The following is a 16,292-nucleotide window of genomic DNA, read 5'->3' as shown; positions in this document are numbered from 1 at the left end:
AAAAACCTTCAAGGTTTTGAATTCCTTGAAGGTCTCTTATTGTTTTAAAATTAATTAGTTCTTAACTGGAGCGATGTCCATCAATTTCATGAACTCCTCTAGTTTCGGCATAATAATAATTTCTGTTCTACGATTTTCTGCACGTCCAGAAACTGAAGCATTCGTTGTTTTTGGATTGTACTCGCTTCGTCCACCTGCTGTAATTCTTGAAGGATTAACTCCGAACTCAGTTTGAAGTGTTTTAGCAATTGAAGTACCTCTCAAAGCAGAAAGATCCCAGTTATCTCTAGGAAGGTTTGCAGAATTCAAAGGAACGTTATCTGTGTTACCTTCGATAAGTACAGAGTAAGTATCATAGTCATTGATAACTTGTGCCACTTTTCCAAGAACTTCTTTTGCAGTTGGCTGGATGTTGTAATCACCAGTTTTGTACAACATTTTGTCAGAAAGAGAAATCATTACCACTCCTTTCAATACTTTAACTTGTACATCGTTATCTGCAACATTATCCAAAGAACGTTTTAGTTTATTAGATAAAGCCAAATTAAGACTATCGTTCTTAGCATTAGTAGAAATCAGTTGCTTGATATAAGCATTAGAAGAGTTAATTTCGTTAATCAACTTAGTCATATTAGTTGACCCTTGCGAAGAATTATTAAGACACGCATCCAAAGAAGTTTTCAAAGCATCATGCTGACTTCTCAAAAGATTATTTTCACTCGTAAGAGCAGAATTTTGTGATTTCAAGTCTTGGATTTCGCTTTGTCTTGCTCCTAAATTTTCAATACATTGAGTATAATTACTATTTAAAGCGTCAAATTTCTTTTGACTTACACAACTCAACATTACAACGCTACCAAAGATAATAGCAATACCATTTTTAATATTCATAAAATTAGTTTTAGAATTCAAAAGTACAAATTCATTTTCAAAAGAACCATTATCTTTGTGAAGTTTTACAAAAAGCTGTGAAAAATCTTAGTCTCCCAAATTTCGAAAAAGAACTCCTCCATCTTACACCCGACTATCGAAACCAAAAATTTCTTTTAGCGGTGAGTGGAGGAATGGACTCCATGGTGTTAACTCATCTTTTTTTGCAAAGCGGTTTACATTTTGAGGTCGCTCATGTCAATTATCATTTGAGAGAAGAAGCGTCAAACCTAGACCAGAAATTAGTTGAAGTTTTCTGTAAAGAAAATAGTATTCCTTTTCATCTTTACGATGTTAGCGAATCGGATGAACGCCCCAAAAACTCCATTCAGCTTTGGGCTAGGAAACTCAGATACAATTTCTTTGAAAGAACACTAGAAAAATACAATCTTGATTTCCTGATAACTGCACATCACCTTAATGACCAGTTAGAAACTTTGATTATTAATTTATCCAGAGGAACTGGTTTAAAAGGTCTTAGCGGAATCCCGAGAAACAAAAACAGAACCCTTCGTCCACTTTTATCTTTTACAAGAGATGAAATTGAAGCATTCGCAAAAGAACATGATGTATCGTATCGCGAAGACGAAAGCAATGCTAAAACGATCTACCAGCGTAACAAAATCCGTCATGAGATTACTCCAAAATTGTTAGAGTTACAACCTCATTTTTGGGATAGCTTCGGAAAAAGCATATCTTATCTACAGCAAACCAAAGATTTCGTAGAACATCAAATCAATAACATTTACGAACAAATTCTGCTTGATGAAACCGAAGAAAAAGTAACCCTAGACAAGGAGTTTTTCGAAATTCAATCCGACTTTATCAAATTCGAAGTTTTACAAAGATTCGGATTTGATGACAGTAAAGAAATCCGAAAGATTTTTGAAGCAGAAAGTGGTAAGCAATTTTTCTCTAAATACTTTAAACTGACTATCCATCGAAAAGAACTAATTATTACTGAGAACAAAGACCATCAAGAAAGTTTCGAAGAAGTTATTTTAGTCGAAAGTCCTCAAGATTTATTAAAAAAAGAATATCTTGTTGACCTCACCAACGAAATTGACTTTTCATGGGAGCATGAGCAACAAAACTGGGAAATCAGTATTGACAAAATCGAATTTCCAATCAAAATAAGACATCGCAGACAAGGAGATACTTTCTACCCTATCGGGATGTATGGAAAGAAAAAAGTTTCCAAGTTTTTCCGAGACGAAAAACTTTCTGTCCTTGCAAAGAAAAAAATTTGGTTACTTTGCGACGGAAACGATGACATCTTAGGCATCCTTCCGATTCGACAGGACCGAAGATTTGTAAGCAATAAAGAATCCGAAGTTACGTTAACCCTCAAAATGTAATCCCCACAAAGTATTATGAATTTCAAAAAGTTATTTTTCCTATTTTTCATTTGCTCATTCGTTAGTTTTTTTGCGCAGCAAAAAGACCCAGTCAAATTAACCTTCAATGTTAATAAAGTTGGTGAAAACGAGTACGAAGCCGTTATGGCCGCAAAACTTGATAACGGATGGCATATCTATTCCAAAGATTTACCAGAAGATTCAGGAATCCCAACTGAAATGAAAATCAGTGGCAGTAACATTCAGCCCATTGGAAAAGTTATTGAAGTCGGAAAAAAGCACGAGGAATTTTCTGAAGCTTTTGGGGTACAGATTGTCTATTACTCGAACAAAGTTGACATCAAGCAAAAATTTAAATTAAAAGATCCAAGCAAAGCATCTGATATTGTTGCAGAGATTACTTATCAGACTTGCAATGATAGAATCTGCCGAGCTCCCAACACTTTAGAATTCACAAAAAAAATAGAAATAGAAGGAGCTAAAGCGTCCGAAGTAGAAACTACCCCAGAGAAAACACCAACTGATTCAGTAGTGACCCCAAAAGTAGAACAACCAACGACTGCAGCTACTACTGACACTCCAATTTCAAGTCCGCTTGACCCTAAAAACTTAAAAATCAATAGCATTGATTTCAAAAATCCGTTAACCGATTGCGGAATAAAGGCAGAAAAAAACAACGAAAGTTTTTGGACCTATATGCTTCTTGGATTTTTAGGAGGATTTATCGCATTGTTAACGCCGTGCGTTTTCCCAATGATTCCATTGACAGTTTCTTACTTCACCAAATCTTCAAAAAACAAAGCAAAAGGTAAAAGAGATGCTCTTATCTATGGATTTTTCATATTGTTGATTTTTGTTTTGTTATCTGTTCCTTTTCATATTGTAGATGGCATTGCAGGTAATATTTTTAATAAAATTTCAACTTCGGTAGGTCTTAATATTTTCTTCTTCATCATTTTCATCTTTTTTGCAGGAAGCTTTTTTGGGTATTACGACATCACTCTTCCCAGTTCGATTGCCAATAAATCTTCTAAAGCTGAAGAAGCAGGTGGATTGATCGGTATTTTCTTTATGGCAATGACCTTGGTGATTGTTTCATTCTCTTGTACAGGTCCAATTTTAGGAAGCCTATTAGGAGGAGCTATTACTGGCTCGTCCAATGTTCCCATGTTATTAACCTTTGCATTAGCTGGATTCGGGTTGAGTTGGGCGATTGTTTTCGGACTTTTAGCTTTATTTCCTCAAGCTTTGCAAAGTCTACCGAAATCTGGAGGTTGGATGAACACAGTAAAAGTTGTTTTAGGTTTTATAGAGTTAGGTTTAGCTTTAAAATTTTTATCGAAAGCCGATTTGGTTTCCAAAACCTTCTTCTTAAAGCGAGAATTGTTTATCGCGCTTTGGATTATTATCAGTATTGCTTTGGTATTATACCTTTTCGGGTTGATAAGATTTCCGCACGATGATAAAAAGGCAAAAATTTCGACCACTAGAAAAATTTTAGGAATCGCAGGAATTGGATTTATTGTTTATCTTGTTCAAGGATTATTTCCTTCAGAAAGGCCAAAACTCCAAATGCTTTCGGGAATCCTTCCTCCTCTCAATGTAAGTTATCTGCATGATGAAAAAGACGGAATTCTTGGTATGCATCCGGAACACGACTTCTACAAAGCACTAGAAATTGCAAAAAAAGAAAACAAACCTGTCTTGATTGACTTCACAGGTTATGGTTGCGAAAACTGCCGAAAAATGGAAGAATTTGTTTGGAGCGAACCCGACATTCTACCTTTGCTTCAGAATGATGTTGTCCTCGCCTCTTTGTACGTAGATGATAAGGAAGAACTCCCTATCGAGCAACAAACCAAGATTGATATGGGAGGCGGACAAATGAAAAAAATAAAATCAATCGGTGATAAGTGGAGTATGTTTCAATCTGTTAATTTTAACAATCAATCTCAACCGCATTACGTTTTGGTAACTCCTGATGCAAAAGTGATTAACACTCCTGTTTCAGGATACATGGACAAAGAGGATTTCAAAAAATTCTTGGAATGCGGAATCACTTACTATAAAAATAATAAATAAATATCTGTTTTCGTCTTACTGAAAACTTCAAGTTAACAAGGATATTTTTTTGATAATTCGCGGTTTTTAAGTTTGCAAAAGACGTTTTACTAAGCAAAATTTTCAAAGATTTTAGCGATTACAATAAGAAATCGGGGCAAGATTCTTGAATCTTGCCCCGATTTTTTTTTACACTCTACCAATAAAACCACATACTCCATAACAAATAATTGATTTCGGTACAAATATTGTATTTCGATAAAATATTCTTTACAGAATTTATATCCTTTTTAACATTTTGTCGAATATTTAAAAATCAAACTTATGGCTGATGTACAAATCTCTGATAATTCAGAAAAAAAATCTATCCGAAAAAGAAAATTCATCCGAGTAGATATGACGCCGCTCGTGGACTTAGGATTTCTCTTGATAACCTTCTTCATGTTCACCTCCAATTTCTCCAAGCCAAATATTATGAACTTGGGCCTTCCTGCTGAAGGAAACGTGAGGAACGAAATTGATTACAGAAATCAGATTACTTTTCTACTAGGGAAAGACAATCGAATTCTCTACTATCAACAAGAGCTTAAAAACTTAAAATCTTCTGACATCAAAGAAAGTTCTTACAAAGGAACTGATATTGCAAAATTGATCGAAAACAAAAAATCTATTGCTCCAAAACCCGAAATCTTTACCATTATTGTAAAGCCTACGGATGACGCAACATATCAAAATTTCGTTGATGTTCTCGACGAAATAGCCATATCCAACAACGAAAGATATGGTATAAGCGAAATGCAAAAAACTGAAGAGGATATTTATAAAGAACTTATAAAATAAAAATCTTACTCTGAATATTAAAAAACCATGTCAGGATTCTAATCCTGACATGGTTTTTTATATTTTCGACAAATGTTAAATAGTTCTCGATAAGGATTTTTTCAAAATCCTACTCGAACTGACGGCACTTCACTTTTCGTTTTATAGTGAGAATAATATTTTCAATATAATTTTTCCAATTCTTTCGAAAAACTTTTCGTATCAACGAGAGTACGTCGCTTCGAGTAATGAAGCGAAGCGGAATGTATCGAGAAGGAAATTACCATTAGTTCTCGATACGGATTTTTTCAAAATCCTACTCGAACTGACGAACAATCGACTTTTTAGAATCGCGCAACTTCGCAGCAGAGTTTATCGAGAAGTAATTCCCAATCTTTGATTTTTACTGAAGCTCTGTTTTCAAATGGTCAACGTTGATTCCATTCGATACATTTTTGATCCCGTTTTCTTCCAAAATAACTTTAGCCTTCCCACTACGATTTCCAGACCTACAATACAAAACCACTCCAGGCTTGTTCTTGAACTCATCGATTCTCGACTGAACTTGATCTAAAGGAATATTAATAGAGCCTGGATAGTTGCCCGCTGAAAATTCTTCAGGTGTTCTCACATCAACAATGATAGCTCCATCTGCAACCTGTTGCTTTAAAGTTTTTTCTTGACCAACTGAAGTTTCAGCTTGACTAGTTGCTTTAGAATCAGATGCTTTTGGAGAAGTACATTGCGCAAAACTAAGGCACGCTCCCACTAATATAAAAGGTATAATTTTCATTTTTCTTTTCTTTTTAGGCAAAAATACAGATTTTGCAGACGGAAAATGTAACAAATATTACATTAGCCTCTAAATAAATTCATTATTTTTGAGTCCAACAATAAAGTATGGAAAAAACCCTAAATTGGCCACATATCATCTTCTTTGCATTGGCGATTTTATCGTTATTTCCATTCGTTTCTCCACCTGTCGCATTATTGATGGGGATTTTCTATATCAACGTATTTTCGAAATCAGCCTTCAAAAAAACGGGAGATTACACCAAAAAAATTCTTCAATATAGCATCATTGGACTGGGTTTCGGTATCAATCTAAGAACTGCGGTAGAAGCAGGAAGTAATGGATTTCTTTTTACGGTAACCACCATTATTTTGGTTTTTATTGTCGGTGTTATTTTAGGAAAAATTTTAAGAATCGACAAAAAACTGATTGAGCTTATATCGACAGGAACTGCTATCTGCGGAGGAAGTGCTATCGCTGCCATCTCTCCCATTATCAAAGCAGAAAATAATCAAAATTCGGTTGCGCTAGGAATCGTCTTTCTCCTCAACGCATTAGCATTGTTGTTGTTTCCTGAAATTGGCACACATTTTCAAATGACGCAGAATCAATTTGGAATTTGGTCCGCTATTGCCATTCATGACACCAGTTCTGTTGTAGGAGCAGCGAGCAAATTCGGTGATGAAGCACTTCACATTGCAACAACCGTCAAGTTAGCGAGAGCACTTTGGATTATCCCATTGTCCATCATTTTTTCTTTCATCTACAAAGGGGAAACCAAAGTCAAATTTCCACTATTTATAGGCTTTTTTGTACTTGCCATTATCCTTAACACTTATATTCCGTTTCTCAAAAATGTATCTCCGTATATTTTCACTTTTTCTAAAACCTGTTTGAAGCTGGCTTTGTTCCTTATTGGAACAGGACTTTCCTTCAAGCACTTTAAAAACATTGGTCTCAAACCTATCTTGTTTGGGTTCCTTTTATGGATATTCATCAGCGTTGTCTCTTTCTTCGGGGTAATAAAATTTATTCCTTAGAATTCTTCTGATAAAATTTAAAATTTGAGAACCATTGCTTATACATCAGTCTCTTAACGATAGATTCAAAATTTTATCTATCTTTATTTAATATTTAAACTAGAAGAGATGCTGAACTACGAAATCTATGGGACTGGTAAGGAAAACCTAGTACTACTTCATGGCTTCATGGAAAATCTACTCATATGGGAAGATCTTCAAGATTATCTTTCGAAAAAATTTCGACTAATAAAAGTGGATTTACCCGGACACGGAAGAAGTCCGATGTACCAAGAAACCCACACCATGGAATTGATGGCGGAGAAAGTAAAAGAGGTAACAGACAAGCTTGGCTTGTACAAATTCCATTTATTGGGACATTCGATGGGAGGATATACTTCGCTTGCTTTTGCAGAAAAATTTCCTGATAGTTTGCAAAGTTTGACTCTATTTTTTTCCACCTATTTTTCTGATGACGACGAAAAGAAGGAGCTCCGAAAAAGAAGTTTGAAAGTAATCGAAGAGAATTTCAAAACCTACGTTAATGCAGGAATTCCAAACTTTTTTAACCCCAACGAAAAAGATATCCTCGAAGGAAAAATCGCACTTGCGAAAGAAATCGCACTATCTACCAAAATCGATGGGGTCCTCGCTGCACAAAAAGGAATGATTGAAAGAACCGATAAAAGGGAAACCTTGGAAAATCTAGATGCAAAAATTCTTGTCATTGCTGGAAAACATGATAACGCCGTCCGTACCGATACCACCATTAACCAGCTTCCCGACAAGACCAATATCAAGTCCTACATCTTGGATTGTGGACATAACGGACATTGGGAAAAACCCGAAGTTTGCGCAGCAATTATCAATACAGAGTTACTTCATAATTTACCAAAACATTTAATGCTTTAATGAAAATGAAATTTCAGTATTTTTTCATTTTATTGATGTTGTTCAGCTGTACAAAAGAGCCTAGTAACATCAATGATTCTTCCAAAAACCAAGATTCCGCCAGTATACAAACTGAAGGTTCGATTTCGGAGACTGACTCCTTGGATAACATCAACATAGAAGGCAACTCTATTGAAACATTTGAATATGGCTCAGAACTTTGTGACCACAAAGCATACTATGATTCCAAAAAATACTCCGCAAAACAAATCGAAGACACCTATAAGCTTTATTCTGTATTAGGAACCATCAATCTCAATAACTTTTCGGTTTTTGATTTAGAAGATTTGGATAAAGTGAGGCGAGAGAAAAATCAGTTATTACAAGAGCTTTCGCAACAATTTGAAAAGAAAAAAGTTTTTTTTCAAAATTTAGATATCGTTGATATACCGTATTGGCAAGAAGCAAGAAAAAACAAATACCAAGAATTAGTGGAGGAATACGAACAAGATGGATTAATAATCCTTGCTTTTTCTGATCCTAAGGTTTTATTGAACTATAAGTATTCTGGTTGCGAAAAATATGCAACTGTGCTTAATGGTAAAGACAAAAAACATCTGCTCGAAGTCTGGGAAGAGTTTGCTCTCGAAGAAAGTAAGAAAAATGCCTCTCCAGAGAAAGTGATGCAAGAATTTCGTCAAGAATCACAGAGCGAAAACTATTATGATTACGCCCTGATAGAACTCATTACTTTTGGATGGGGAAATTGTTCTAATTATCAATCGAAACACGTGCAACACGATGAAGAAACCAACAAAAATTTTGAAAAAATCTTTATAAAAACCGAAGCTTACAATTGTGATGAACCCTAAAAAATAATTAATGGAAATACTGTCAAAAATTTTAATTGCCCTCGTTGCGCTGGAACACCTTTACATACTTTACATGGAAATGTTCGCATGGGAAACTCTAGGAAAAAAGACCTTTAAAGCAGCTCTTCCGGAAGAACTTTTCAAACCGACAAAAGGACTCGCTGCCAATCAAGGATTGTACAATGGATTTCTCTCAGCCGGGTTAATTTGGTCACTTGTAATTTCGGACGAGATTTGGTCAAAAAATGTTGGAATATTCTTTCTTGGGTGTGTAATTGTTGCAGGGGTATACGGTGCAGTTTCCGCGACCAAAAAAATATTTTTTGTACAAGCTCTGCCGGCTATTTTGGCATTAATTGCTTTACTTCTAGTATAAAGAATTACAATTCTTCGTCTAAAACTATTTCTTTGAAATCTTCGATGGTATCGTAGATATTTTTGAGATATTTGCCTCCAGCTGCATTAATATGTCCTCCTCCATTAAAATATTTTCTGGACAATTGGTTGACATCTACATTCCCTTTACTTCTGAACGAAATTTTTATAAAATTATCGTACAAATCTTCCATGAAAAAAGCCGACATCTTCACTCCAAAAATACTTAACCCATAATTAACAAAACCTTCGGTATCGCCCTTCTCAAAGCCTAATTCCTTCAATTCATTACGTTTGAGATAGAGAATTGCTACTTCCCCATTTTTAGTTACTTCAATCCTGCCTAAAACCAAAGAAAGTAGCTGCAATCTAGAAATCGTATTATTATCCCAGGTATTAGAGGTAATTGTATCTGGCTCTGCCCCTTTCTCAATTAGGTTAGCGACGATTCTGTGCGTGGTTGCACTTGTGGAACGAAACCTGAATCCGCCCGTATCAGTCATGATACCAGTATAAAGACATTGCGCTACATCCAAATTAACTTTGTCCTCTCCATGAAGTTGTTCGATAAAGTGATAAACCATTTGAGCTGTTGCAGGAATGGTCGTATCCGAATAGATGTAATCAAATTTCTCTGGTTGCTGGTGATGATCAATAAGAATCTTTACTGCCTTACAGCTTTCAATCCACGGTCCTACCAATTGACCTGTTCTTTCTGAAGAATTAAAATCTAAAATAAACAGCACATCTGCTTCATAAAAAAGTTCTTTAGCCAACTTTCGTTTATAATCTGCAATAGTAATTTTCTTAGCTTCAGGCATCCATTTTAAGAACTTTGGAAAATCATTAGGAACAATGACTTCTGCCTCAACTCCCATTGTCTTCAAAAAATGTTTCAACCCTAGAGAGCTACCAATTGCATCGCCGTCAGGATTATAATGAGTGACGATAACAATTTTTTTTTGAGGCGTCAATAAAGATTGAATTTCGGTAAGTTCCTTTGCTGTAAACATGAAAGAGGGAATTGTATAAAGTGTCGACAAAGATACCAAAGCAAAAATTGATTAAAAAATAAAAATTTATTTGCTGAAAATAAAAATTTAATTATCTTTGCAACCTCAAAAAGTTAGAAAAATATACAGCCAAAATAAAGAGCAATGAAAAGAACATTCCAACCATCCGAAAGAAAGAAAAGAAACAAGCACGGTTTCAGAGAAAGAATGTCTACGCCAAACGGAAGAAGAGTTTTGGCTGCAAGAAGAGCAAAAGGCAGAAAGAGTTTGACCGTGAGCGCAGCACGCGCAAAGAGATAATCTCTTTATTTTTTATAAAAATTATGCTTGAAAGAAATTTCAAGCATTTTTTGTTGTTAAAATTTGCTAAAATTTGGGCAAAAAAGAACAATTTTAACTACTTTTGAAGCTATCGTCAGATGTTGGCGATAATCACTAATTTTTAATTCTTAATTAACAGGAATGCCTCATAGACACGAAAGCGGAGTAGACATTGTGAATCTGAGTAACGCAACGATTGCTCAAAAGAATTTCACAGTACTAAGTCATGTAGATTTGCACATCAAAAAAGGAAAATTTTGCTATCTAATCGGTAAAACTGGTTCTGGTAAAAGCTCCCTTCTTAAGACCCTTTACGGACATATTCCGATTGCGGGAGGAAGTGGTAGCGTGGCTGGATTTGACTTAAAGACTTTGCGCACCTCTGACGTCCCTAACCTTAGAAGAAAATTGGGTATCGTTTTTCAAGATTTTCAATTACTTTCTGATCGAACAATTGAAAAGAATCTTAGCTTCGTTCTAGTAGCAACAGGATGGAGTGACCAAGCTAAAATGGATACGAGAATTAATGAAGTATTGGACAGCGTTGGTATGAAAACCAAAAAACACAAAATGCCACACGAGCTTTCTGGTGGAGAACAACAACGTATTGCTATTGCAAGAGCGTTACTTAATCACCCTCAGTTAATCCTAGCGGATGAACCTACAGGAAACCTTGACCCTGAAACTTCTAACGAAATCATGAGTCTTCTTAAGCGCGTTGCATTAGAAAACAATGCTGCAGTTGTCATGGCTACCCATGATTATCATATGATACAGAATTTCCCTGGAGAAGCTATCAGATGCGAAGACGGAAAAGTCTCCGTTCTCGATACAACGGAGCTTTTCGAATAATATCTTACTTATTGATTACGATTCTTCAACAATACCCAGCCTGAAAACACGGCTGGTTTTTTTGTTAATGGCTCAATCCATTTAATCACATACCAATACGTCCCACTATTGAGAGGTTGTCCACCAAGTTTCCCATCCCATATATAATTACCATTGGTTGAACGATGTACCACCGAACCGTAACGGTCATAGATCTCTATACTAACATTTTCTTTAACCTTCAAATCGGAGTAATCCAAAACATCATTGTATCCATCGCCATTTGGAGTAATAACATTAATTAAGTTGAGAATGTAAAATTCACCTGTAACAGAAGTACAATTATTGGCATCAATAACATATACTTGATATGGTCCTTTCGGTAAACCTGAAAATATATTTGAATATTGGAAATTGACACCGTCTGTAGAATATTGGTAAGGTAAAGTTCCACCACTAACATTGATTGTCGCAATATTGCTATTAACATCTATTCCTGTAATTTGCGGTAAGTCAAAAGCAGTAACCTCTACTGTCTGTCGATATACACATCCATTGAATCCTAAATCTACATAATAAGTTCCTACTCCAACAAAAACATTTTGCGTTGTAGCACCAGTGCTCCAAAGAAAGCTTTCAAATCCTACCCCTGCATCCAAAGAGACTACCGTGTCTGGACAAATTTGTTTATTAACAAGAACATCCGATTTTTTAGGAACCTTTATAGACAAAGTGATTTGAGCAATTGACGGACAACTCGTTGCGCTTTCAAATCTAATAAAATAAGTCGTTGCAGAAGAAATTGTTTGTGTTGCAGAGATTGCTCCTGTTTCATTCTGAGCATTTACCAAGGTAGTATAATAACTCAAAGTAACACTCGGATCTGCCGTAAACAGACTTTTGTAATCACTAAGAACAACTTGAGTAGAACCGTCTAAGTCATTATCACAGACCTGCGCTGTCGCAGCAGTTGTTAACAAGGTTATTTTGTTGCCTATAGAGAAAGTAATCTGGCCCAAAGCAGGTGGACAATTTCCATTAGGATCTTCAACTCTAACGTACACTATTGTCGTTGTATTATAAGTCCAACTATTAGGTAAATAATTGGTATTTCCAGCTGTAGCATCTGCTTGATTAAGATAATAGTGGGTAGTAAAAGAAGCACTATTAGTAACTATCTGAGGTGTAATTGATGAGAATGTTACTGGAATAATTCCATCAAAATTATCATCACAAAATACACCATTAAAATTAGCGGTATTAATATTTGGAGTAGAAAGAACAGTTAGCGTAATCTGCGCGACTTTTGTACAACCGAAAGAAGAAGTTACTTGTGTGTAAACTGTTCCCGCTGCTGCAGTATAGTTAGTAAAATTACTAATCCCCGATGTTAACCCCGCATTGGAAAAATAAAGAACGGAAGTACCTGTATCAGGAGTTACACTTACACTACTTAAATTGTAGGTTCCGTTTCCACTAGCATTGGAGCATGAAGAAAGCGTCCCATTTGTAACTTGTAAAACATCAATATTGATATATACTTTAAAATATTCGAAGTCTGCAGGATTTCCTGTTCCTTCAATATAATAAACAAAATAGTCAGTTGTATCTGTAGTCAGTGTAGCATTAGGAGTATATGTTATCGCTCCTGTTGTACTATTGATTAGTGCCGTACCCGAAGTAGGTGACACCACAATGTTTGTCAATGCAGGATTAATCACCTGGGTAGATGTAGTAAATACAGGATTAATAACTTTATTTTGACACGAACCAATATTATACGTTGTTGTCGTAATTGGTGGACACAGTACATAATTGTAAACTCCTGTAAGCTTCGAACCACAATTATTCTTCACAATCATAACTGTATATTGTCCAGCACCATAAAGTTCTGGATTGATAGTGTAACTTGTTGCTCCTGCTATTGGATTTCCATTAAGATACCATTGGTAGGAGTCATAAGAATCATCGACTTGTAGCAATACTCCCGAATAGCAATCTCCTGTTTTTGTGATTACCGGAATTGATGAAAATCCCGCAAAATATCCACCATAACCAGCAGCACCACTTCCCGCCGCAATTCCAGCTGTTGTAGCTTTATTGGAGATCACAGTAACATTACCAGCTATATTCGGAACCGAATATGTGACCCAATTCGCATTACCAGTCACGGGATAAGGCCCGTTTATCGCTGCGATTGCGCTTCCATTAACAGTTACGGTTGCCCCCGTCTCGGTTATGATATTAAGCTTCGTAGTATATGATGATGAACCGATAGTATTAATAAATCCAACCTCATCAACTTTGTTGGGCAAAAAACAATTAAGTGGCGGAATATAATTAAACCCTCCTACTGCATAAACATTCCCCGTATTAGTACCACCTAAAAGCTGGTAAACGTATATATTCTCTGTTGCAGAAATGTTCATGTTATAATGACCATTTCCCTGATCCATATAGTTATTTCCTAAAAGTCGGATATAATCACCCTCGTTCAAAGTTACACCATATGCAGTACCATTAACTGTAAGCTGTGTATTATCTTCTGTAGCTACAACAAGAATCTGCTCCATTTCAGTAGTAATAGAACCATTACCTTTCACCACCACAAAATTTTGACCTAGCCTAGAAGTAGGAACCGACTGATCCATTAGAATATCATTATTACTAGAATTCTGAGTTGTATAGATTCCATTAAAATTTCCATTGGTCATCGAAATAGGCTTGTCTGAAACAACTTTTGCGCCGATAAGCCCATCCAAATTACTTGTAGAGGCACCAATCACCACATCCATAATATAAGATTGCCCTTTATTAAGAGTAAATGTTCTGCTTAATCCACCAACACCATCAGAAAATACCACTCCTGAGTCGTAACCCGACATGGTCACTGTTGTATTATCTTCAGTTGCCATAATTCCAACGGTAGAATTAACATAGTTAGGAGCGGCTGTATTAGGAGCCATCGCTACATAAAACTCGGTTCCAATCCCTGCTAAACCTTTTGAAGTAATAATCTCGGCGTGGTTGGTTACAGCAAATCTAAAATTTGCAAAAAACTTTTTGGCTCCTTTTGCATATATCCCTTTGGAAACAGTAGTAAACAGCTCGCTTTGGACTTCAGCAATCATATAAGATTTCGGAATACTCACATACTGCGGATTTCCTTTACTTATTTGAGCTGTAGTATATAACAAGTTGTTGTTATAAATTGAAACCGTAAAAGGTGTTATTTCATTGGTTGATAAGTACAAGTATCCTTCGTAATTACCTGTCCCACCTCTTGAAGACATCGGTGCAAACCAATGATCTGTATCTAATTGAGCTGCCGCAAATTGCCAAAAGAGGATAAAAAAGAGAAATATTATTTTTTTCATAAGAATTCCGAACAAAAATAGCTACCAAAGATAGAAATTTACGTCGACATATCGAATATAAAAAGCCTCCTAAATTACTTTAGGAGGCTTTAGTATAATGAAGTACCGAGATTACAAGCTTACTCTTGCAAAACCTGTAACTTTCAAATCTTTGTTAACAGATGTTACATAGTCAGCAACTGACATGTTACCATCCTTAATGAAAGCTTGGTGAACCAAAGTGTTATCTTTGTAGAAACGTTGCATTTTACCTTTCAAAATATTATCGATAATATTTTCTGGCTTACCTTCTTTAACTAGAAGTTCTCTTTCGATTTCTAATTCTTTATCAATAGTATCTTGAGAAACTTGAGTTTCGTCCAAAGCAATTGGATTCATCGCAGCTACCTGCATAGAAACAGATTTTGCAGCTTCTTCCGCTCCTTCTACATTAGCAGAAAGTGACGTGATAGCAGCTATTTTGTTTCCAGCGTGGATATAAGCTCCTAAGAAAGCCCCTTCGATTCTTTCGAAAGCACCGATTTCAATTTTTTCACCAATTACACCTGTTTGCTCGATTAATTTTTCAGCAACGCTAATTCCGTGGAAATCAGAAGCTAAAAATTCTTCTTTATCTTTATAGAAAATAGCTTGTTCAGCCAATTCGTAAGCTAACTCGATGAAAGCTTCGTTCTTTGCAACGAAATCAGTTTCGCAATTCAAAGCGATGATTGCTCCCAAAGTATGATCTTCGTTAACTCTAGCGATAACAGCACCTTCGTGAGATTCTCTATCCGCTCTGTTAGCAGCAACTTTTTGTCCTTTTTTTCTAAGGATTTCAATTGCTTTATCAAAATCTCCTTCAGCTTCAACCAATGCTTTTTTGCAATCCATCATTCCTGCACCGGTTATGTTTCTTAGTTTGGCAACATCTGCCGCAACTGGTGTGTACATATTATATATTTTTATTAATTTTCAACTCTCAATTGAACCCAAAATTTGAGCGCCACAAAGATATGAAATATTGTGCAAACTAAAAACAAAGTTTTGACGTTATAAATGAGCGTATTAATTAAATTCACAATTCACTAATGATGATAAAAAAATTACTCTTCTTAACATTTGGGCTTCTGTTTGTTTTTGGGCTAAGCCAAAACAAATCATATGAGCAAATAAAAAATTCTACTGACACTCGTGAAATCGCGAAATTTATTAATGCAAATCCCAATCATGAAAAAACACCAGAGTTAAAAGAAAAACTCTACTATCTAGTCACGAACAGTCCTTCTGCATCAAATTCAAAAAGTACTGTTAAGAGCACTCCGATCAAAGCTACTAAGAGCGATAAAATCACTTCTATTTCTAACGAAAAAGATAGGGAGACCGCAAAAGTCCTCTCTCATCTATTCGATAACGATCCAAGTAAGAAGGAGGCCTACGTACAGATTGTTAATAATTCCAAATGCAATTTATTAGTAAAATTCTCTGGTAAAAAAAGTTATAGTCTCAATGTTCTTCCCATGAAACAGAACGCTCTTCTCCTTGACAAAGGCGATTACGCAGTTTCATCTAGTGTCTGTAATGCCAAATACGCTTCTAATAAAAAAATAAATAGCGATATATCCATTACTTTGAGCTCTAACTAAAAAAAGA

Annotated in this window: 15 protein-coding genes; 10 read left to right on the top strand and 5 right to left on the bottom strand. The window is 35.6% G+C overall.

Going from position 1 to position 16,292, the window contains the following annotated elements:
* Positions 1–54 precede the first annotated feature (54 nt).
* Positions 55–891, bottom strand: coding sequence for an OmpA family protein (locus AC4AGG_RS03670; RefSeq protein ID WP_489770631.1), 837 nt, complete (start codon positions 889–891; stop codon positions 55–57).
* A 77-nt stretch (positions 892–968) separates the two neighbouring features.
* Between AC4AGG_RS03670 and tilS the strand changes: the two genes are divergently transcribed.
* The 3 genes from tilS (at position 969) to AC4AGG_RS03655 (ending at position 5,189) form a co-directional block, all read left to right on the top strand.
* A complete protein-coding gene (gene tilS / locus AC4AGG_RS03665) occupies positions 969–2,288 on the top strand; it encodes a tRNA lysidine(34) synthetase TilS (protein WP_489770630.1) in 1,320 nt (439 codons plus the stop codon).
* A gap of 15 nt (positions 2,289–2,303) precedes the next feature.
* Positions 2,304–4,370 (top strand): protein-disulfide reductase DsbD family protein, encoded by a 2,067-nt coding sequence (locus tag AC4AGG_RS03660; RefSeq protein ID WP_489770629.1) that lies wholly within the window; start codon positions 2,304–2,306, stop codon positions 4,368–4,370.
* A 303-nt stretch (positions 4,371–4,673) separates the two neighbouring features.
* Entirely contained in the window at positions 4,674–5,189 is a 516-nt protein-coding gene (locus AC4AGG_RS03655) for an ExbD/TolR family protein (protein ID WP_489770628.1), read from the top strand.
* A 382-nt stretch (positions 5,190–5,571) separates the two neighbouring features.
* On the opposite strand, the gene AC4AGG_RS03650 is transcribed toward AC4AGG_RS03655, so the two are convergent.
* Positions 5,572–5,961: a rhodanese-like domain-containing protein gene (locus tag AC4AGG_RS03650; protein WP_489770627.1), complete on the bottom strand. Its 390-nt coding sequence runs from the start codon at positions 5,959–5,961 to the stop codon at positions 5,572–5,574.
* A gap of 107 nt (positions 5,962–6,068) precedes the next feature.
* On the opposite strand from AC4AGG_RS03650, the gene AC4AGG_RS03645 reads away from it, so the two are divergent.
* From AC4AGG_RS03645 to AC4AGG_RS03630, 4 genes are all read left to right on the top strand, one after another.
* Positions 6,069–7,001 carry a YeiH family protein gene (locus tag AC4AGG_RS03645; RefSeq protein WP_489770626.1) on the top strand — a complete coding sequence of 311 codons (933 nt, stop codon included), beginning with the start codon at positions 6,069–6,071 and terminating at the stop codon, positions 6,999–7,001.
* Positions 7,002–7,109: 108 nt separating this feature from the next.
* Positions 7,110–7,892, top strand: a complete 783-nt coding sequence (locus AC4AGG_RS03640) for an alpha/beta fold hydrolase (protein ID WP_489770625.1) — start codon at positions 7,110–7,112, stop codon at positions 7,890–7,892.
* A complete protein-coding gene (locus AC4AGG_RS03635) occupies positions 7,892–8,743 on the top strand; it encodes a hypothetical protein (RefSeq protein WP_489770624.1) in 852 nt (283 codons plus the stop codon). The genes AC4AGG_RS03640 and AC4AGG_RS03635 overlap by 1 nt, the downstream gene beginning before the upstream one ends.
* 10 nt (positions 8,744–8,753) lie before the next feature.
* Positions 8,754–9,119: a DUF1304 domain-containing protein gene (locus AC4AGG_RS03630; protein ID WP_489770623.1), complete on the top strand. Its 366-nt coding sequence runs from the start codon at positions 8,754–8,756 to the stop codon at positions 9,117–9,119.
* Positions 9,120–9,123: 4 nt separating this feature from the next.
* Here the strand turns inward: AC4AGG_RS03630 and AC4AGG_RS03625 are convergent, their stop codons facing one another.
* A complete protein-coding gene (locus AC4AGG_RS03625; RefSeq protein ID WP_489770622.1) occupies positions 9,124–10,131 on the bottom strand; it encodes a DHH family phosphoesterase in 1,008 nt (335 codons plus the stop codon).
* 144 nt (positions 10,132–10,275) lie between these two features.
* Here AC4AGG_RS03625 and rpmH point away from each other — a divergent pair, with 144 nt between their 5' ends.
* Both rpmH and AC4AGG_RS03615 read left to right on the top strand, forming a co-directional pair.
* The gene (gene rpmH, locus AC4AGG_RS03620; RefSeq protein ID WP_489770621.1) at positions 10,276–10,431 is read left to right on the top strand and encodes a 50S ribosomal protein L34; all 156 of its coding nucleotides are present in this window, start codon (positions 10,276–10,278) and stop codon (positions 10,429–10,431) included.
* A gap of 162 nt (positions 10,432–10,593) precedes the next feature.
* Positions 10,594–11,304: a cell division ATP-binding protein FtsE gene (locus tag AC4AGG_RS03615; RefSeq protein WP_489770620.1), complete on the top strand. Its 711-nt coding sequence runs from the start codon at positions 10,594–10,596 to the stop codon at positions 11,302–11,304.
* Between the two features lie 8 nt (positions 11,305–11,312).
* On the opposite strand, the gene AC4AGG_RS03610 is transcribed toward AC4AGG_RS03615, so the two are convergent.
* Both AC4AGG_RS03610 and tsf read right to left on the bottom strand, forming a co-directional pair.
* Positions 11,313–14,660 carry a T9SS type B sorting domain-containing protein gene (locus AC4AGG_RS03610; protein WP_489770619.1) on the bottom strand — a complete coding sequence of 1,116 codons (3,348 nt, stop codon included), beginning with the start codon at positions 14,658–14,660 and terminating at the stop codon, positions 11,313–11,315.
* Between the two features lie 111 nt (positions 14,661–14,771).
* Positions 14,772–15,593, bottom strand: a complete 822-nt coding sequence (tsf, locus tag AC4AGG_RS03605; protein WP_489770618.1) for a translation elongation factor Ts — start codon at positions 15,591–15,593, stop codon at positions 14,772–14,774.
* A gap of 137 nt (positions 15,594–15,730) precedes the next feature.
* Here tsf and AC4AGG_RS03600 point away from each other — a divergent pair, with 137 nt between their 5' ends.
* Entirely contained in the window at positions 15,731–16,285 is a 555-nt protein-coding gene (locus AC4AGG_RS03600; RefSeq protein ID WP_489770617.1) for a DUF6759 domain-containing protein, read from the top strand.
* Positions 16,286–16,292 lie beyond the last annotated feature (7 nt).

Source organism: Chryseobacterium sp. CG10_8 (assembly GCF_058117085.1).
The sequence above is the reverse complement of the archived record's forward strand: the minus strand, read 5'-3'. Positions and strand labels throughout refer to the sequence as shown.